This is a genomic window from Kitasatospora aureofaciens (genome assembly GCF_019192735.1).
Lineage (GTDB): Bacteria > Actinomycetota > Actinomycetes > Streptomycetales > Streptomycetaceae > Kitasatospora > Kitasatospora aureofaciens_A.
This window is the reverse complement of the sequence record NZ_JAHTKP010000002.1, coordinates 1-17630: the sequence shown is the minus strand read 5'-3', so window position 1 is coordinate 17630 and position 17630 is coordinate 1. Positions and strand designations below refer to the sequence as shown.

Below are 17630 nucleotides of genomic sequence, written 5' to 3'. Positions count from 1 at the left end.
CCGACCCCACTGATCCCTACCGGGTCACCCGAACCCGTCACCCTCCGTTCACCCAAGCGAGTGAGTTGACAATCGTTTCCACATAAGATGAGAATGATTGTCATGATGATCGGACGACGTACCCGCACCTCCATAGCCCTTGCCGCCACCGCTCTCGCCGCCTCCCTCACCCTCACCGCCTGCGGCGGCAGCAGCAGCGCCAAGAGTGCGGACGGCAAGCTGAACGTCGTCGCCTCGTTCTACCCGATGGAGTACCTCGCCCAGCAGATCGGCAAGGACCACGTCGCGGTCACCGACCTCACCGCGGCCGGCGTCGAGCCGCACGACCTGGAGCTCACCGCCAAGCAGGTCGCCACCGTCCAGAAGGCCGACGCGGTCGTCTACCTCAAGGGCCTCCAGCCCACCGTCGACCAGGCCGTCGACCAGTCCTCGGCCAAGTACAAGATCGACGCCACCGCCGCCAGCCCGCTGGTCGACCACCACCTCGACGAGGGCACCGCCGCCAACGGCCAGAAGCCCGCGGGCCCGGCCGGCGACCCGCACATCTGGCTCGACCCGACCCGCTACGCGGCGATCGCCAAGAGCGTCGGCGACGGGTTCGCCAAGGCCGACCCGGCGCACGCGGACGACTACCGGAAGAACACCGACGAGCTGGTCGGCAAGCTCGACGCCCTGGACAAGGACTTCCAGGCCGGGCTGAAGGACGTCAAGGCCAAGACCTTCGTCACCAGCCACGCCGCCTTCGGCTACCTCGCCGACCACTACGGCCTCACCCAGGTCGCCATCAACGGCGTCGACCCGGAGTCCGAGCCCACCCCGGCCCGCCTCGCCGAGGTGCAGAAGGCCGCCAAGGACAACGGCGTCACCACGATCTTCTTCGAGACCCTGGTCAGCCCCAAGCTCGCCGACACCGTCGCCAAGGACCTCGGCCTCAAGACCGCCGTCCTGGACCCGCTGGAGGGCGTCAAGGACCCCGCCAAGGACGACTACCTGACGGTGATGAAGCAGAACCTCGCCAACCTCCAGGCCGCCCTCGGCGCCCCTGCCGCCCCTGCCACCACCCCCGCCGCCACCCCTGCCGCGACCAGCTGACGGGATCACCGCGCATGAACCACCCGATACCCCCGGCCGTCCGCCTCCGCAGCGCCATCGCCTCGCGCGGCGGCCGGCCGGTGCTGCGCGGCGTCGACCTCACGGTCCAGCCCGGCGAGGTGGTCGCCCTGCTCGGCGCCAACGGCTCCGGCAAGTCGACCACCGTCAAGGCCGTCATCGGCTCCGTCCCCCTGGACCGCGGCATGCTGGAACTGTTCGGCGTCCCGTACGCCAAGTTCCGCGCCTGGCACCGGATCGGGTACGTCCCGCAGCGCACCACCGCCGCCTCCGGCGTCCCGGCGACGGTGCGCGAGGTGGTCTCCACCGGACGGCTGCCGCAGCACCGCCTGCTGCCGTTCCGCCGCCGGGACCGGGAGGCGGTGGACCGCGCGCTCGCCGCGGTCGGCATGCTGGACCGGGCCGGGGACGGCGTCGCCGACCTGTCCGGCGGCCAGCAGCAGCGGGTGCTGATCGCCCGCGCCCTGGTCGGCTCCCCCGACCTGCTGATCATGGACGAGCCGATGGCCGGCGTCGACGCCGCCAGCCAGCAGGTGCTCGCCGACACCCTGCGCGCCGAGGTCGCCCGCGGCGCCGCCGTGCTGCTCGTGCTGCACGAACTCGGGCCGCTGGAACCGCTGATCGACCGCGCCGTCGTGCTGCGGGACGGCTGCGTCGCGCACGACGGCCCGCCCGTGCCCAACACCGGCCTGCACGCGCTGCCCGGCCACGACCACGTCCACCCGCACGCCGACCACACCCCGCCGAGGCTGCTCGCATGACCGAGATGCTCTCCTACGACTTCATGCAGCGCGCCCTGCTCGCCGCCGTCCTGGTCGGGATCACCGCCCCCGCCGTCGGCATCTACCTGGTGCAGCGCCGGCAGGCCCTGATGGGCGACGGCATGGGCCACGTCGCGATGACCGGCGTCGGCCTCGGCTTCATCTTCCAGACCAGCCCGGTCTGGATGGCCGTCCTGGTCTGCGTGCTCGGCGCCGTCACCATGGAGCTGGTCCGCTCGCGCGGCAACCAGCGCGGCGACATCGCCCTGGCGATGCTCTTCTACGGCGGCATGGCCTGCGGCAAGCTGCTCGTCTCGCTCTCCGCCCAGGCCGGCGCCGGCTCGCTGGAGAGCTACCTGTGGGGCTCGATCCTGACCGTCGCCCCCGCCGACCTGACCGCCATCGCGGTGCTCGGCGCGGTGGTCATCGCGGTCACCGTCGGCCTGCGCCGCCAGCTCTTCGCGATCTGCCAGGACGAGGACTTCGCCCGGGTCACCGGCCTGCCGGTGCGCACGCTCAACCTGCTGCTCGCGGTGATGGCCGCGGTCACCGTCACCGTCGCCATGCGGGTGGTCGGACTGCTGCTGGTCAGCGCCCTGATGGTGGTCCCGGTGGTGGCCGCACAGCAGCTCACCCGCTCCTTCGCCGCCACCCAGGCGGCCTCGATCGCGCTCGGCGTGGTCGTCTCGCTGGCCGGTGTCACCGGCTCGTACCACCTCAACGTGCCCTCGGGCCCGGCCATCGTGCTGCTCGCCATCGCGGTCTTCGCGGTGTTCAGCGTGATCGCCGCGCCGCTGGCCCGACGGCGCCACCGGGCCGGCGCCGATCCCGGGCCGCGCGAGTGCGACGTCCAACTGCCCGGGCAGGGTTCGACTCCCGGGCGGGGGTCCGCGAAAGGTTCCTCACGGGGGCCCTCTGACGCGACCACGCCGGAGCGGCGCGCGGGGCTGGCACAATGAGGTGCGAGACGCCCACACCCCCAGGAGGACCCACGGTGACCACCGCAGGCCCGTCGCCGCGCGCCCGATCGACCCGGCAGCGTGCCGCCGTCTCGGCGGCCCTGGACGAGATCGAGGATTTCCGCAGCGCGCAGGAGCTCCACGACATGCTCAAGCACCGCGGAGACTCCGTCGGTCTGACCACGGTCTACCGCACGCTCCAGTCGCTCGCCGACGCCGGCGAGGTGGACGTGCTGCGCACCGCGGACGGTGAGGCGGTGTACCGCCGGTGCAGCAGCGGTCACCACCACCACCTGGTCTGCCGGCACTGCGGCGCGACCGTCGAGGTGGAGGGCCCGGCAGTGGAGCGATGGGCCAACTCCGTCGCCTCCGAGCACGGGTTCAGCGACATCGCGCACACGCTGGAGATCTTCGGCACCTGCGCGGAGTGCGCCAAGAAGGGCTGAGCAGCGGAACGCTGAGCAGCAGAACGCTGAACAGCAGAACACTGAACAGCAGAACACTGAAGGGCCCGCGGGATCGCTCCCGCGGGCCCTTCGGCGCGGCAAGGCTCAGCGCTGCGAGGGCAGTTCCACCGGCGCGGCCACCTCGTTCGGGATCGCCCCGCCGAAGCGCCGGTCGCGCATCGCGTACTGCTCGCAGGCGCGCCACAGGTCACGGCGGTCGAAGTCCGGCCAGAGCACGTCCTGGAACACGAACTCGGCGTACGCGGACTGCCAGAGCAGGAAGTTGGAGGTGCGCTGCTCGCCGCTGGGGCGCAGGAACAGGTCCACGTCCGGCATGTCCGGGTGGTACATGTACTTGGCGATGGTCTTCTCGTTGACCTTCTTCGGGTCGAGCTTCCCGGCCGCGACGTCCTGCGCGATCGCCTGCGCCGCGTCCGCCAGCTCGGCCCGGCCACCGTAGTTGACGCACATGTAGAGCGTGACGGCGTCGTTGCCCTTGGTCTGCTCCTCGGCGACCTGCAGCTCCTGGACGACGCTCTTCCACAGCTTGGGCATCCGGCCCGCCCAGCGGACCCGCACGCCCATCGCGTCCATCTCGTCCCGGCGGCGGTGGATGACGTCCCGGTTGAAGTTCATCAGGAACTTCACCTCGTCGGGCGAGCGCTTCCAGTTCTCGGTGGAGAACGCGTACAGCGAGATGTTCTTGACGCCGAGCTCGATCGCGCCCTTGAGCACGTCCAGCACGACCGCCTCGCCGACCTTGTGGCCCTCGGTGCGGGGCAGCCCGCGCTCCTTGGCCCAGCGGCCGTTGCCGTCCATCACGATCGCGACGTGGTTGGGGACCAGCTCGCCGGGAATCTTCGGGGGCTTGGCGCCGCTGGGATGCGGGGTCGGGGGAAGGTACTCCCGTTGCTTGCCGCCGCCGAAGAGCCGTCGCGCTGCCATGTGCTCACTTCTCCACGTATCTCATCGAGCGGATGCCCCGCTCCAGGTGCCACTGCAGATAGGCCGCGACCAGGCCGCTGCCCTCCCGCCAGTACCGCGGCTCGCAGGAATCGGCCGTCTGCCAGTCGCCTGACAGCAGCGCCCCGAGCAGTACCAGTGTCTCAGGGGAGGGTACGGCACATCCGGGCACTCGGCAGTCCGCGCAGAGCACACCGCCGGCCGGGAGCGAGAAGAAACGGTTCGGCCCCTCCAGGCCGCACTTGGCGCAGTCGGTGAAGCTCGCGCCGTACCCGTTCACGGCGAGCGAGCGGAGCAGGAAGGCGTCGAGCACCAGATGCGACTCGTGCAGCCCGGCCGCGAGCGTGCGCAGGCCCCCCACGAGCAGCAGGTACTGCTGGACGGCCGGCTCGCCCTCGTTCTCGGCGAACCGCTCGGCCGTCTCCAGCATCGCCGTCCCGGCGGTGTACCGGCCGTAGTCGGTGACGATCGAACCGCCGTACGGGGCGATCGTCTCCACCTGGGTGCAGAGCGGCAACCCGCGCCCGACCAGCTCACTCCCCCGGCTGAAGAACTGCACGTCCACGTGCGAGAACGGCTCCAGCCGGGCGCCGAACTTGGACTTGGTCTTGCGCACCCCGCGCGCCACCGCGCGCACCTTGCCGTGCTGGCGGGTCAGCAGGGTGATGATCCGGTCGGCCTCGCCGAGCTTCTGCGCGCGCAGCACCACGCCGTCGTCCCGGAACAAACTCATGCCCACCATTGTCGCCCACCCGGACGCAGCCGTGTGCCCGCACCCAGGCCGTGGGGGAGACCTGTCCGGTGCGGGTCACGGCGGGCCCGGAGGGTGGGGGCACCTCCCAGCCGGAGGCTGGGGGCGAGACGGGCCCGTTTGTGGGGGATGGTGGTGGCTCGGGACGAGACTTCCAGTACGGCTAGTACGGCTAGTACGGCTAGTACGGCTAGTACGGCTAGTACGGCGCCCGGGTGGCCGCCTCCAGCAGCGCTCCGACCCGGGACTGCGGCAGGTCCAGGCAGCGCCCGACCGCAGCCAGCGCGTCCCGCTCGTGCGGCAGGTAGCGCCCGTCGGCGAGCGCGATCGCCGCGCCCTGGAGCAGCAGCCGCTCCCGGCCCTGGTGGGCCAGGTGCGGGGCGAGTGGTTCGAGCACCGCGTGCAGTTCCACGGCGAGGCCGCCGGCCATCCCGTGGGCGTCGTAGAGTTCGCTGCCGAGCCCGGACAGGGCGGCGAGCGCGGCCAGCACCTGGGCCTCGCCGCAGTCCTCGAAGCCGGCCTCGCGCACCGCCGTGCAGGCCGCCTCGCGGGCCGCCCGGTGGGCGGTGCCGCCGGCCGCCAGCAGGGCCAGCGCGATCGTGTACTGGGCGTCCCGCAGCATGCCGCCGAGCCGGACGCAGGTGGGCTGTTCGAGGCTCTCCACGCCGTACCGGCCGTGGCAGCTGGTGCACTGCACGCTGCCGATGACCGGCCCGAGCGGGAGCACCGGGGTGCCCAGCAACCGCAGCCACCGCCGGCCGTGCTGCCGGCGGTAGTTGCGGTCCCCGCCACAGCCCGGACAGAAGAAGTCACCGAGAACGTCGGTCCGCCACCGCGGGCGAACACCCCACAACCTGGTCACGGCGCCACTCCCCAGACATGGCAGGCGGCCTGCACAACGAAAGGCAGGTCACGCGACCGGACACCGAGGCCGTCCCACCGACCCGGCTTTCCGGTGGATCGATGTTGCCATGGTTGAAGGCACGTGTCAGTACCTCGAACGGCTTACGGGTCGAAATAATGTGGCGCAGGCCACAACCCTGCCGCAGCGGGGCCCGGGCACGGCGAAGGGCCGCCCCGGAGGACGGCCCCGCCGCATGCCACTCGTACGAACTACCCGCGCTGCGCGCGGTTGACGGCGCTGATCATCGCCTTCAGCGAGGCCAGCACGGTGTTGCCGTCGATGCCGACGCCCCACAGCACCTTGCCGTCCACCGCGCACTCCACGTACGCGGCGGCCTGGGCGTCGCCGCCCTCGCTCAGCGCGTGCTCGGAGTAGTCCAGGACGCGCACGTCCACGTCGATCCGGCCCAGCGCGTCGGCGAACGCGGAGACCGGGCCGTTGCCGACACCGGTCAGGGTCACCGGTACGCCGTCCACCAGCGCGCCGGCGATCAGCGCGTCCCGGCCGTCCTCGGTGGTCAGGGCGCGCGAACCGCTCAGCGAGATCCGGCCCCACGGGTTGTCGGTGGTCGGCAGGTACTCGTCCTGGAAGACCCGCCAGATCTCGGCCGGGGTGACCTCGCCGCCCTCGGCGTCGGTCTTGGCCTGGATGATCCGGGAGAACTCGATCTGCATCCGGCGCGGCAGGTCCAGCTTGTGGTCGTTCTTCAGGACGTACGCCACCCCGCCCTTGCCGGACTGGCTGTTGACCCGGATGACCGCCTCGTAGGTGCGGCCGACGTCCTTCGGGTCGATCGGCAGGTACGGCACGCCCCAGGCGTGCTCCTCGACCGGCACGCCCGCCGCCTTCGCGTCCGCCTCCAGGGCGTCGAAGCCCTTCTTGATGGCGTCCTGGTGGGAGCCGGAGAAGGAGGTGTACACCAGGTCGCCGGCATACGGGTGGCGCGGGTGCACCTCCATCTGGTTGCAGTACTCGGCGGAGCGGCGCACCTCGTCGATGTCGGAGAAGTCGATCTGCGGGTCGATGCCCTGCGAGAACAAGTTCATGCCCAGGGTGACCAGGTCGACGTTGCCGGTCCGCTCGCCCTGGCCGAACAGGCAGCCCTCGATGCGGTCCGCGCCGGCCATGTAGGCAAGTTCGGCGGAGGCCACGGCGGTACCGCGGTCGTTGTGCGGGTGCACCGACAGGCAGACGAACTCGCGGCGGGACAGGTTGCGCGACATCCACTCGAACTGGTCGGCCTGGACGTTCGGGGTGGCCCGCTCGATGGTGGCCGGCAGGTTCAGGATGATCTCGCGGCCCTCGCCCGGCTGCCAGACGTCCATGACCGCCTCGCAGACCTCCAGCGCGAAGTCCAGCTCGGTGTCGACGAAGATCTCCGGCGAGTACTGGTAGCCGAAGACGGTGTCCTCGCCCAGCAGCTTCTCCGCGTACTCCATCACCAGCCGGGTGCCGTCGGTGGCGATCGCCTTGGTGGCCGCCCGGTCATTGCGGAACACCACCCGGCGGAACAGCGGCGCGGTCGCGTTGTACAGGTGGACGGTCGCGCGCGGGGCGCCGACCAGCGACTCGACGGTCTTCTCGATCAGCTCCTCGCGGGCCTGCGTCAGGACCGAGATGGTGACGTCCTCGGGGATCGCGTCCTCCTCGATCAGCGACCGCACGAAGGCGTGGTCGGTGGCACCGGAGGAGGGGAAGCCGACCTCGATCTCCTTGTAGCCCATGCCGACCAGCAGGTCGAACATCTTGCGCTTGCGGGCCGGGGACATCGGGTCGATCAGCGCCTGGTTGCCGTCCCGCAGGTCGGTGGAGAGCCAGCGCGGCGCCTTGGTGATCACCGTGCTCGGCCAGGTCCGGTCGGCCAGGTCGACGGTGCCGAACGGCAGGTAGCGCCCGTACCGCATGCCGGACGGCTGCTGGCGCACGCTCGCGGCCGTGATCGGGGTGGGGCGGTCGACGAAGGCGCGACCGGCGGGGACGGACGCGGCGGAGGTCTGCTCGGTCATGGAGGTGACTCTCGGCTTCCTGTGGATGCGGGGGCTGGTCGGTTCCCGTGAATGTCAGGTACACACCGACTGGCCGGCCTGCTGCCGCTCATAATCCGGGACATCCGGAGACGCGCACAGCTCGATCCCCGCGGCGAGGGAGCCGGCCCCAGTGGACTACAGGCCCTCGACGCGGCAGCTAAGAAGAAGCAGCCCGTTGCGCATGATGATCCCCAGCGTAACCGAGGGCCGCGCGCCCCCGAAGTGATCCGGACTACCTTTCCACTCCTTGAGACGGCGGCACGAGAGCCTCCGCTTGTGTCCGCGCCGGTGACAATCGGTCATCAATGCCTCACGCTGGGCCACATGACTGCTGCGATGCCGCTCTGCGCGATCGTCCCGCCGTACGTCCTTGACCGCCTCGCCGAGGCCGGTCACGAACCCGCCGTCCGCTCCCTCGCCCTCGACGCGGCCCACCGCGCGGCCCGCCTCGCCGCTCCCCCGCCCACCTCCGGCGCCACCGGCCTCAGCCGGGTGATCGCCGACGCCGGGCACAGCCAGCGGCTGCCCGGCCGGACCGTCCGCACCGAGGGCCGGGATCCGGCGGCCGACGCCTCCGTCAACCACGCCTACGACGGCCTCGGCGCCACCTTCGCGCTGTACGCCGACGCCTACGGCCGCCGCTCGATCGACGGCCAGGGGCTGCGCCTGGACGCCACCGTGCACTACGGCCAGGACTACGACAACGCCTTCTGGAACGGTCAGCGGATGGTCTTCGGCGACGGCGACGGCGAGATCTTCGGCGACTTCACCGCCTGCATCGACGTCATCGGCCACGAACTCACCCACGGCGTCACCCAGTTCACCGCCGGCCTGGAGTACCACGACCAGCCCGGCGCGCTCAACGAGTCGGTCTCCGACGTCTTCGGCTCGCTCGTCAAGCAGTACGCGCTGCATCAAACCGCCGCCGACGCCGACTGGTTGATCGGCGCCGGGCTGCTCGCCCCCGGCGTCCAGGGCGTGGCGCTGCGCTCGATGAAGGCGCCCGGCACCGCCTACGACGACCCGCGGCTCGGCAAGGACCCGCAGCCCGCGCACCTGCGGGACTACGTGCAGACCTCGGAGGACAACGGCGGGGTGCACATCAACTCGGGCATCCCGAACCACGCGTTCTACCTGCTGGCCACCGCGCTCGGCGGCCCGGCCTGGGAGCGCGCCGGGCGGATCTGGTACGACGCGCTGACCGGCCGCCGGCTGCCCGCCGACGCCGACTTCACCGCCTTCGCCCGGGCCACCGTGGCCGCCGCGAAGGCCCGTTACCCCGACCAGCCGTCGGTGGCGGACACCGTGACGGCGGCCTGGGCGCAGGTCGGCGTGAGCCCGGGCTGAGGCCGCCCCGGACCGGGCAGGACGGCCCCGAGAGCAGGTTGCGCCGGGATCGAGGTCACGGTGCGGGAAAAGCCCGGCAAACCCCATCCCTTCGTAGCACCATGGACACCATGCGTATCCAGGTGACCCGGACCGGCGGCCTCGCGGGAATCGTCCGCCGCGCGGAGCTCGACACCACCGAACGTACGGACGCCCCGCACGTCCACGCACTCGCCCGCGAGGCCGTCGCGGGCGGGCTGCGGGCCCCGTCGTACGGGGTGCCGGACGGCTTCCACTACGAGATCACCGTCGACGGCCGGACGGTCCACTGCGCCGACCCGAAGCTCACCGACTCCCAGCGCGAGCTGGTGTCCCTGGTGCTGCGCGAGGGCGCGTAACCGCCCCCGCGCGGCACCGGCGGGCTCAGAAGCCCAGCTTGCGCAGCTGCTTCGGGTCGCGCTGCCAGTCCTTGGCCACCTTGACGTGCAGGTCCAGGTAGACCGGCGTGCCGAGCAGCGCCTCGATGTGCTTGCGCGCCGTCGTGCCGACGTGCTTGAGCCGCGCGCCCTTGGCGCCGATCACGATCGCCTTCTGGCTCTGCCGCTCGATGTAGACGTTCGCGTGGATGTCCAGCAGCGGACGGTCCGCCGGGCGGCCCTCGCGCGGCAGCATCTCCTCGACCACGACGGCCAGCGAGTGCGGCAGTTCGTCCCGGACGCCCTCCAGCGCGGCCTCGCGGATCAGCTCGGCGACCATGATCTGCTCGGGCTCGTCGGTGAGGTCGCCGTCCGGGTAGAGCGGCATGCCCTCCGGGAGCAGCTTGGTGATCAGCTCGGCGACCAGGTCCACCTGCTTGTCGCCCACCGCGGAGACCGGGATGATCTCGGCCCACTCGATGCCCAGCTCCTCGCCGAGCTGGTGGATGGCGATCAGCTGCTCGGCCAGCCGCTTGGAGTCGACCAGGTCGGTCTTGGTGACGATGGCGACCTTGGGGGTCTTCCTGATCTCGGCGAGCTCCTTGGCGATGAACTTGTCGCCGGGGCCGAGCTTCTGGTCGGCGGGCAGGCAGAAGCCGATCACGTCGACCTCGGCCCAGGTGGAGCGGACCAGGTCGTTGAGGCGCTCGCCGAGCAGGGTGCGGGGCTTGTGCAGGCCGGGGGTGTCGACCAGGACGAGCTGGGCGTCCGGGCGGTGGACGATGCCGCGCACGGTGTGCCGGGTGGTCTGCGGGCGGTCGGAGGTGATCGCGACCTTCGTCCCCACCAGGGCGTTGGTCAGGGTCGACTTGCCCGCGTTGGGCCGGCCGACGAAGCACGCGAAGCCGGAGCGGTACGGGGAGGAAGGGGCACTCATGCCGTCCATTCTCCCTGATCACCGGGAGCGGGCCGACCCGGCCGCGCGGTCAGCCCTTCGAGCCGCCGCCGCGCGAGGTCAGCGCGGCGATCACCAGCAGCAGGAGGAACCCGAGCGAACCCCCGAGCCACCAGGGCGAACCGGTCTCCTGCCACTTGCCCATGCCCATCACGAACAGCAGCAGCCCGGCGAAGAACGCCACCGCCCCCATGTCCCCAGCCCCCTCACCGAAACCCCCACCGGTGAGACTATCCGCTGAGCACAAGAATACTTCGCCGGGCCTCCGTCGCCGGAGAAACAGCCCTCAGCGGGCCTCGGCCGCCAGCCGCAGCGTCCCGTCCGGACCGGCCAGCAGCACCGGCGTCCCAGCGCCGCCGAGGTCCCGCACGGCCGCCAGATCGGCCTCGGCCGGCTGCTCCGCCTCGCTCACCACGGCCGCCGCCTCCAGCGACTTCGCGCCGCTGGCCACCGCCATCGCGACCGCCGTCTGCAGCGCGCTCAGCCGCAGCGACTCCAGCGCGACCGTCCCGGCCACGTACGTCCGACCGGTCTCGTCACGCACCGCGGCCCCCTCGGGGACGCCGTTGCGGGCGCGGGCCGAGCGGGCCAGGGTGATGATCTTCTTGTCTTCGGGGTCGAGTTCGACGATGTCACTCATGCGCCGAGCATAGGACGCGCAGCCCGGGCCTCAGTGCCCGACCGGGTGGGTCGGCCCCGCGTTCGGGTTGATGAGCTTGACGAAGGTCTTCGGTCCGGACGGCAGCGGCCCCTCCGCCGCGATCCGCTTGCGCCAGAACGGGTTGTTGTGCGGCAGGTGGCTGCTCACCCGGCCGTACATCCCGAAGGTCGTCAGGACGGTCCCGAAGATGAACGCGAACAGCACGTTCGACATCCGGAAGTTGAGGATGTTGGCGTCCGGCCGGCCGAGCACCGCCAGCCCGTAGAAGCCGGAGAGGACGAACAGCACGCCGACCACCATGTTGAGGTTGGACGCGAAGTTCCCGCCGATCACCGCCCCCAGCACCAGGATCGCGCCCACCACGATGGACAGGATGCTCAGCGCCCCGTTGGTCGACAGCCCGGAGATCCGGTCACCGTGCGTCGCCAGGAAACCGGGGTGGTCGGCCAGCCCCAGGACCCCGAACACGATCAGGAAGATCCCCCCGAGCCCCGCCCCGATCCGCCACACGGTGACGAGCCGGGAGTCGACGGGCAGTTCGTCTTGCAGCTTCATGGCGACCTCCACCATGGGCCGGCCGGGCAGCGCCCGGCCTAGCTGTAGGGATGGCTCCCCTGCATGTGCGGGACCTCGTGCATGTAGAGCGAGCCGCACTGCTGGCAGCAGCGCAACCCGGTGCCCCATTCCTCTTCGGGCCGCGTCTCGGCGTCGTCGGGCATGGTGCGGCCACAGAGCGCCGTCGCGAGGTCGCCGTCCCGCACCACATGCCAGACCTTGACCCCGCCGGCCGCCCCTTGCGGGCCGTACTCCGCGCGAAGTTGATGCGTCATGCCCTCATGGTCGCTCGGCGGCCGCCCACCCGCTACTCGCCGGGCTCGTCACCGGTGTCCTCGGCCCCGCGGACGGGGGTGGCGACCATGGAGCCGATGCGGTTGCGGCGGCCGGCGGAGCTCTCGGCGGTGAGCAGGATGCCGGTCAGGCCGGTGTCGGTGGGCTCGGGCAGCGGGATCTCGCAGGCCGAGCCGGGGATCGGGACCCGGCCGAGGTGCTTGGCGAGCAGGCCGCCGACGGTCTCGACGTCCTCGTCCTCCAGCTCGATGCCGAACAGCTCGCCCAGGTCCTCGACCAGCAGCCGGGCGGTGATCCGGTAGGAGCCGTCGCCGAGGTCCTCCACCGGCGGGATCTCCCGGTCGTACTCGTCGGTGATCTCGCCGACGATCTCCTCCAGGATGTCCTCGATGGTGACCAGGCCGGCCGTGCCGCCGTACTCGTCGATCACGATCGCCACGTGCGAGCGGCGCTGCTGCATCTCGCGCAGCAGGTCGCCGGCCGGCTTGGAGTCCGGGACGAAGACGGCCGGGCGCATCACCGCGCCGACCTCCTCGGCCTCGGCCTCCCGGTTGATGTGGGTGCGCCGGACCAGGTCCTTGAGGTAGACGATGCCAACGACGTCGTCCTCGTTGTCCCCGACCACCGGGATGCGCGAGAAGCCCGAGCGCAGCGCCAGGGTCAGCGCCTGCCGGACGGTCTTGTGCCGCTCGATCATCACCAGGTCGGTGCGCGGCACCATCACCTCGCGGACGATGGTGTCGCCCAGCTCGAAGACGGAGTGCACCATCCGGCGCTCCTCGTCCTCGATCAGGTCGTCCTTCTCGGCGAGGTCGACGAGGGCGCGCAGCTCCGCCTCGGAGGCGAACGGCCCCTCGCGGTAACCCTTGCCCGGGGTCAGCGCGTTGCCGAGCAGGATCAGCAGCCGCGGGATCGGGCCGAGCACGGCGGCCAGCGGCAGCAGCACGAAGGAGGCCGCGGTCGCGGTGGTCAGCGGGTGCTGGCGCCCGATCGTGCGCGGGGAGACGCCCACCGCCACGAAGGACACGAGCACCATCACTCCGAACGCCAACAGCACGGCCTGCCAGGTCGGGTGGAGGTTGCGCACGCACACCACGGTGACCAGGACGGCCGCCGCCATCTCGCTGGCCACCCGGATCAGGGTGGCCAGGTTGAGGTAGCGGATCGGGTCGGATGCGACGGTCAGCAGCCGCGCCGAGCCGCGCCGCCCGGACCGGACGGCCTCATCCGCCCGGAACCGGGAGACCCGGGAGATGCCCGCCTCGGCGCACGCGGCCAGCCAGCCGAGCACGACGAGCAGCACGGCACCGAGGATGAAGCTCGTACTCTCACCACTCACAGGGGTTCGGGCTCCGCGCTCAGTGGGTGGTGGGGGCCGGGGAGATGCCCCCGAGGCCGCGCCCGGCCCGCCAGTCGTCCAGGATCCGCTTCTGGAGGGCGAACATCTCCTCCTCTTCCTCGGGCTCCTCGTGGTCGTAGCCGAGGACGTGCAGCACCCCGTGGACGGTGAGCAGTTGGAGCTCCTCGTCCATGGAGTGCTTGGACGGGGCTGCCTGGCCCTGCTGCTCGGCGACCTCGGGGCAGAGCACGATGTCGCCGAGCAGGCCCTGCGGCAGCTCCTCGCCCTCCTTGCCGGGGCGCAGCTCGTCCATCGGGAAGGACATCACGTCGGTGGGCCCGGGGAGGTCCATCCACTGGATGTGCAGCTCCTCCATCGCCGCACTGTCCACCAGGATCACGGACAGTTCGGACTGCGGGTGGATCCGCATCTTGTCCAGGGCGAAGCGGGCGACGTCGAGGATGGCTTCCTCATCGGCGTCCCGGCCGGACTCGTTGGCGATGTCGATCGACATGACGGGCTGGTTACTCAGCTTTCGGTGCGATGGGACTGTCGGGGTGCGCGCGGGCGCCGCTGGGCGGGCTTGCGGGGGCCGGCGGGAATGGGCTCCCCGGCCTCCTGCTCGGCGTCCCAGCGCTCGTACGCGTCCACGATCCGGCCGACCAGCTTGTGGCGGACCACATCGGTGCTGGTGAGGACGGAGAAGTGGATGTCGGGCACGTCGGCCAGGATCTCCTGGACGACCTTGAGGCCGCTCCTGGTACCGCTCGGGAGGTCGATCTGGGTGGTGTCACCGGTGACCACCACCCGGGAGTTGAACCCGAGGCGGGTGAGGAACATCTTGATCTGCTCGGGCGAGGTGTTCTGGGCCTCGTCCAGGATGATGAAGGCGTCGTTGAGGGTGCGGCCGCGCATGTACGCGAGCGGGGCGACCTCGATCGTGCCGGACGCCATCAGCCGGGGAATGGAGTCCGGGTCGATCATGTCGTGCAGCGCGTCGTAGAGCGGGCGCAGGTACGGGTCGATCTTCTCGTAGAGGGTGCCGGGCAGGAAGCCGAGCCGCTCCCCCGCCTCGACGGCCGGGCGGGTCAGGATGATCCGGTTGACCTCCTTGGACTGGAGGGCCTGGACGGCCTTGGCCATCGCGAGGTAGGTCTTGCCGGTACCGGCCGGGCCGAGGCCGAAGGTGATCGTGTGCTTGTCGATCGCCTCGACGTAGCGCTGCTGGTTGAGGGTCTTGGGACGGATCGTGCGACCCCGGTTGGACAGGATGTTCGCGGTGAACACCTGGGACGGCGCCGGGCTGTCCGGGTCCACCTCCGCGCTGCGGAGCATGGCGATGGAACGCTCCACGGAGTCCTCCGTCAGGGGCTGGCCGGTGCGCAGCACCAGCATCATCTCGGTGAAGAGCCGCTGCACCAGGGCGACCTCGGCGCGGGCGCCGGTGGCGGTCACCTCGTTGCCGCGGACGTGGATGTCGGCGGCGGGGAAGCCCCGCTCGATCACGCGCAGCAGCGAGTCCGCGGTGCCGAGCAGGGTGACCATCGGGTGCTTCTCGGGGATGACGATCCGGGCACTGACACGGCCGTCGTCGGCCGGCTCGGGGCGCGACTGTCCGTTCGTACGGGTCTGCGATGTGTCACTCATAGGTCGGCGCTGGGGCCTGCCTCATCCCATCCGTGGTGTCGTGTGCCGCTCGGTCTCCGGGGCACCAGGGTACGCCGCGAGCGTGATCGCTGCGGCGGGCGGCGGGGCCGCACCCGACGATGCTCCGGCAGATCGGGGGACGATGCGAGCCCTTTTTGATCGCGATTCCTCGACCGCGATGAGAGGAGGCGCGATGAGAGGACCGCGACCGCGATTCCGTGACCGCGACGGGAGCTGCCGCCCGGCCCCGGCCCGTGCTCACGGCTGCCGACGGGCGGGGACCGGCACCCGGGCGAGGTCGGCGGCGACCACCAGCTCGCCGTCGAAGTGCTTGCGGGCGTCGGCGAGGTGCTGGCCGAGGTCGGGGTAGCGCTGGGAGAAGTGGGTCAGCACCAGGGTGCGCACCCCGGCCTCGGCGGCAGCCTTGGCGGCCTGCCCGGCGGTGAGGTGGCCGTGGTCCTCGGCGAGGTGGGCGTCGGCGTCGGTGAAGGTGGACTCGACGACCAACAGGTCCGCGCCCTCGGCGAGTTCGTGCACGCCGTCGCAGAGCCGGGTGTCCATCACGAACGCGAACCGCTGGCCCGGCCGCGGCTCGCTGACCTCGTCCAGGCTGACCCGGCGGCCGTCCACCTCGATCGCGCCCTGGTGCTGGAGCCGGCCGACCGCGGGGCCGAAGACGCCGAGGGCGGCGAGCCGTTCGGGCACCAGCCGGCGGCCGTCCGGCTCGGACAGCCGGTAGCCGAAGGACTCCACAGGGTGCGAGAGCCGGACGGCGTCCAGCGCGAAGCGCGCGCCGGGCGCGGGCAGCGGGCCGGGCTCGTCGATCGGCCGGGGCCGCAGCACGGCCGTCTCGTGGTAGGCGGTGGCATGCCGCAGCCGCTCGAAGTAGACCTCGCCGGAGGCCGGGAAGTAGACGTCGATCGGGTGTGGGACGCGGTCCAGGTTGATCCGCTGGATCACCCCGGCGAGGCCCAGGCAGTGGTCGCCATGGAAGTGGGTCACCGCGATCCGGGTGATCTGGGTGGCCGTGACCCCGGCGTGCAGCATCTGCCGCTGGGTGCCCTCACCGGGGTCGAACAGCACGCCCTCGCCGTCCCAGCGGAGCAGGTAGCCGTTGTGGTTGCGGTGCCGGGTGGGCACCTGGCTGGCGGTGCCGAGGACGACGAGTTCGCGCTGCGACACGGGTCAGACCATGCGCTCGGTCATCGGCCTGCCGCCGAGCACGTGGACGTGCGCGTGGAAGACGGTCTGGCCCGCGCCGGGCCCGGTGTTGAAGATCAGCCGGTAGTCCGCCAGGCCCTCCTCCCGGGCCACCGCGCCCGCCTCGGCGAGGAGTTCACCGGCGAGCTCCGGCTCGGCGGCGGCCAGCGCAGCGGCGTTCGGGTAGTGGACGTGCGGGATGACCAGGACGTGCACCGGGGCCTTCGGGGCGATGTCGCGGAAGGCGAGGATGCGCTCGGTCTTGCGCACCACCGTCGCCGGGATCTCGCCCGCCACGATCTTGCAGAACAGGCAGTCGGGCTGCGGCTCGCCGGCCATCGGCTTCTCCTCGGGTCCTCTTGCGGGTCCGGTTGCGGGTCCGGTTGGGGCTCGTACGGCGGCAGCCTAGCCGAGCCGCCCGGTGGCCTGCTCGTACTCCCGCAGGTGCTTCCAGCGGACGATCCGGACGCCGACGATGTCCCCCTCGCCCTCGAACTCCTCGCTGAGCCAGCTGACCAGCAGGACGACGAAGCCGATCAGCCAGCGCCGGGTGAGCCGCCAGGTGTTGGGGTGCATGACGCGCTTGCGGCGGATCACCCGCAGGGCCAGGACGCCCTTGCCGACGCTGAAGCCGGTGAGGCGGGCGAGCAGCACCTGGTTGACGAAGGAGATGACGAGGCCGGTGGCCACCAGCGCCACGATCCACGGCACGGCGGCCGGCGCGCCGTGCTTGGCCGGGTGACCGGCCTTGTTCGCGACGGCGAAGGCCGGGCCGACGGCGACCAGGAAGTCGATCAGGATGGCGGGGAAGCGCCGGTAGTTGCTGGTCTCCGGCGGCACGGGCACCGCGGTGGCGGCGTCGAACGCCTGCCCGTGAGCGGCGTACGGCTGTTGGGGCTGAGGCTGCTGGGCGTACGGCTGTTGGGGCTGCGGCGGCGGCACCGGCTGCCCGTGCGGCGGGTACGGGTTCTGACCGTACGGCTGCGGTTGTTGCGGCTGCTGGTACTGCTGGGGCTGTTGCGGGTACGGATTCGCCTGGTACCCGTGCGGCGGGTACGGGTTCGGCGGGTACGCCTGCGGAGCCGACTGCGGCTGTGCGTAAGGGTTCTGGCCATACTGCGGCGGCTGCGGATAGCCCTGCGCCATGTGGTCCCCCGTGAGCTGTCGATCAAGATCCGATCAAGAACATCTGCCGGGGACGGTCGCGAACACCGTCTGGTAGGCCTCGATCGGCCAGTCGCGGTCCACGTAGCCGTACCGGATCGCCCGGCCGTGCAGCGCAAGGTAGGACAACAGCTGGGCGGGGAGGGTGAGTT

Annotated in this window: 21 protein-coding genes; 6 read left to right on the top strand and 15 right to left on the bottom strand. The window is 71.4% G+C overall.

Features of this window, described 5'->3' with window-relative positions; all coding sequences use genetic code 11:
- The first annotated feature begins 102 nt into the window (after window positions 1–102).
- From KV557_RS02125 to KV557_RS02110, 4 genes are read left to right on the top strand one after another with little or no spacing between them, the layout of a single operon-like run.
- The gene (locus KV557_RS02125; protein ID WP_374106583.1) at window positions 103–1092 is read left to right on the top strand and encodes a metal ABC transporter substrate-binding protein; all 990 of its coding nucleotides are present in this window, start codon (window positions 103–105) and stop codon (window positions 1090–1092) included.
- A gap of 14 nt (window positions 1093–1106) precedes the next feature.
- A complete protein-coding gene (locus KV557_RS02120) occupies window positions 1107–1871 on the top strand; it encodes a metal ABC transporter ATP-binding protein (RefSeq protein WP_218197862.1) in 765 nt (254 codons plus the stop codon).
- A complete protein-coding gene (locus tag KV557_RS02115; RefSeq protein ID WP_218197861.1) occupies window positions 1868–2830 on the top strand; it encodes a metal ABC transporter permease in 963 nt (320 codons plus the stop codon). Before KV557_RS02120 ends, KV557_RS02115 begins: the two co-directional genes overlap by 4 nt.
- Window positions 2831–2865: 35 nt before the next feature.
- Window positions 2866–3276 (top strand): Fur family transcriptional regulator, encoded by a 411-nt coding sequence (locus KV557_RS02110; protein WP_218197860.1) that lies wholly within the window; start codon window positions 2866–2868, stop codon window positions 3274–3276.
- Between the two features lie 105 nt (window positions 3277–3381).
- Here KV557_RS02110 and KV557_RS02105 read toward each other — a convergent pair whose 3' ends face one another.
- The 4 genes from KV557_RS02105 to leuA all read right to left on the bottom strand — a co-directional run bounded on the left by KV557_RS02105 (window position 3382) and on the right by leuA (window position 7900).
- A complete protein-coding gene (locus KV557_RS02105) occupies window positions 3382–4221 on the bottom strand; it encodes an isoprenyl transferase (RefSeq protein WP_218197859.1) in 840 nt (279 codons plus the stop codon).
- 4 nt (window positions 4222–4225) lie between these two features.
- Complete coding sequence (recO, locus tag KV557_RS02100) at window positions 4226–4972, bottom strand: DNA repair protein RecO (RefSeq protein ID WP_218197858.1); 747 nt, start codon at window positions 4970–4972, stop codon at window positions 4226–4228.
- 217 nt (window positions 4973–5189) lie between these two features.
- Window positions 5190–5852 (bottom strand): TerB family tellurite resistance protein, encoded by a 663-nt coding sequence (locus KV557_RS02095; protein WP_218197857.1) that lies wholly within the window; start codon window positions 5850–5852, stop codon window positions 5190–5192.
- Between the two features lie 251 nt (window positions 5853–6103).
- Complete coding sequence (leuA, locus tag KV557_RS02090) at window positions 6104–7900, bottom strand: 2-isopropylmalate synthase (RefSeq protein ID WP_218197856.1); 1797 nt, start codon at window positions 7898–7900, stop codon at window positions 6104–6106.
- 345 nt (window positions 7901–8245) lie between these two features.
- On the opposite strand from leuA, the gene KV557_RS02085 reads away from it, so the two are divergent.
- Window positions 8246–9268, top strand: a complete 1023-nt coding sequence (locus KV557_RS02085) for a M4 family metallopeptidase (RefSeq protein ID WP_218197855.1) — start codon at window positions 8246–8248, stop codon at window positions 9266–9268.
- 110 nt (window positions 9269–9378) lie between these two features.
- Window positions 9379–9645, top strand: coding sequence for a protealysin inhibitor emfourin (locus tag KV557_RS02080; RefSeq protein ID WP_218197854.1), 267 nt, complete (start codon window positions 9379–9381; stop codon window positions 9643–9645).
- A 25-nt stretch (window positions 9646–9670) separates the two neighbouring features.
- Here the strand turns inward: KV557_RS02080 and era are convergent, their stop codons facing one another.
- The 11 genes from era to KV557_RS02025 all read right to left on the bottom strand — a co-directional run bounded on the left by era (window position 9671) and on the right by KV557_RS02025 (window position 17460).
- A complete protein-coding gene (era, locus tag KV557_RS02075; RefSeq protein WP_218197853.1) occupies window positions 9671–10600 on the bottom strand; it encodes a GTPase Era in 930 nt (309 codons plus the stop codon).
- 49 nt (window positions 10601–10649) lie between these two features.
- Window positions 10650–10811 (bottom strand): hypothetical protein, encoded by a 162-nt coding sequence (locus KV557_RS02070; RefSeq protein ID WP_218197852.1) that lies wholly within the window; start codon window positions 10809–10811, stop codon window positions 10650–10652.
- A 93-nt stretch (window positions 10812–10904) separates the two neighbouring features.
- Window positions 10905–11258: a cytidine deaminase gene (locus KV557_RS02065; RefSeq protein WP_218197851.1), complete on the bottom strand. Its 354-nt coding sequence runs from the start codon at window positions 11256–11258 to the stop codon at window positions 10905–10907.
- 30 nt (window positions 11259–11288) lie between these two features.
- Window positions 11289–11834, bottom strand: a complete 546-nt coding sequence (locus KV557_RS02060) for a DUF4383 domain-containing protein (protein ID WP_218197850.1) — start codon at window positions 11832–11834, stop codon at window positions 11289–11291.
- A 38-nt stretch (window positions 11835–11872) separates the two neighbouring features.
- Entirely contained in the window at window positions 11873–12109 is a 237-nt protein-coding gene (locus KV557_RS02055; protein WP_218197849.1) for a hypothetical protein, read from the bottom strand.
- Between the two features lie 32 nt (window positions 12110–12141).
- Window positions 12142–13467, bottom strand: coding sequence for a hemolysin family protein (locus KV557_RS02050; protein ID WP_218197848.1), 1326 nt, complete (start codon window positions 13465–13467; stop codon window positions 12142–12144).
- Window positions 13468–13486: 19 nt separating this feature from the next.
- Entirely contained in the window at window positions 13487–13981 is a 495-nt protein-coding gene (ybeY, locus tag KV557_RS02045; RefSeq protein ID WP_218197847.1) for an rRNA maturation RNase YbeY, read from the bottom strand.
- Between the two features lie 14 nt (window positions 13982–13995).
- Entirely contained in the window at window positions 13996–15114 is a 1119-nt protein-coding gene (locus KV557_RS02040; protein WP_218197846.1) for a PhoH family protein, read from the bottom strand.
- 258 nt (window positions 15115–15372) lie between these two features.
- A complete protein-coding gene (locus KV557_RS02035) occupies window positions 15373–16296 on the bottom strand; it encodes a ribonuclease Z (protein WP_218197845.1) in 924 nt (307 codons plus the stop codon).
- 3 nt (window positions 16297–16299) lie between these two features.
- Window positions 16300–16653 carry a histidine triad nucleotide-binding protein gene (locus KV557_RS02030; RefSeq protein ID WP_218197844.1) on the bottom strand — a complete coding sequence of 118 codons (354 nt, stop codon included), beginning with the start codon at window positions 16651–16653 and terminating at the stop codon, window positions 16300–16302.
- 66 nt (window positions 16654–16719) lie between these two features.
- Window positions 16720–17460 carry an RDD family protein gene (locus KV557_RS02025; protein ID WP_218197843.1) on the bottom strand — a complete coding sequence of 247 codons (741 nt, stop codon included), beginning with the start codon at window positions 17458–17460 and terminating at the stop codon, window positions 16720–16722.
- Between the last annotated feature and the right edge of the window lie 170 nt (window positions 17461–17630).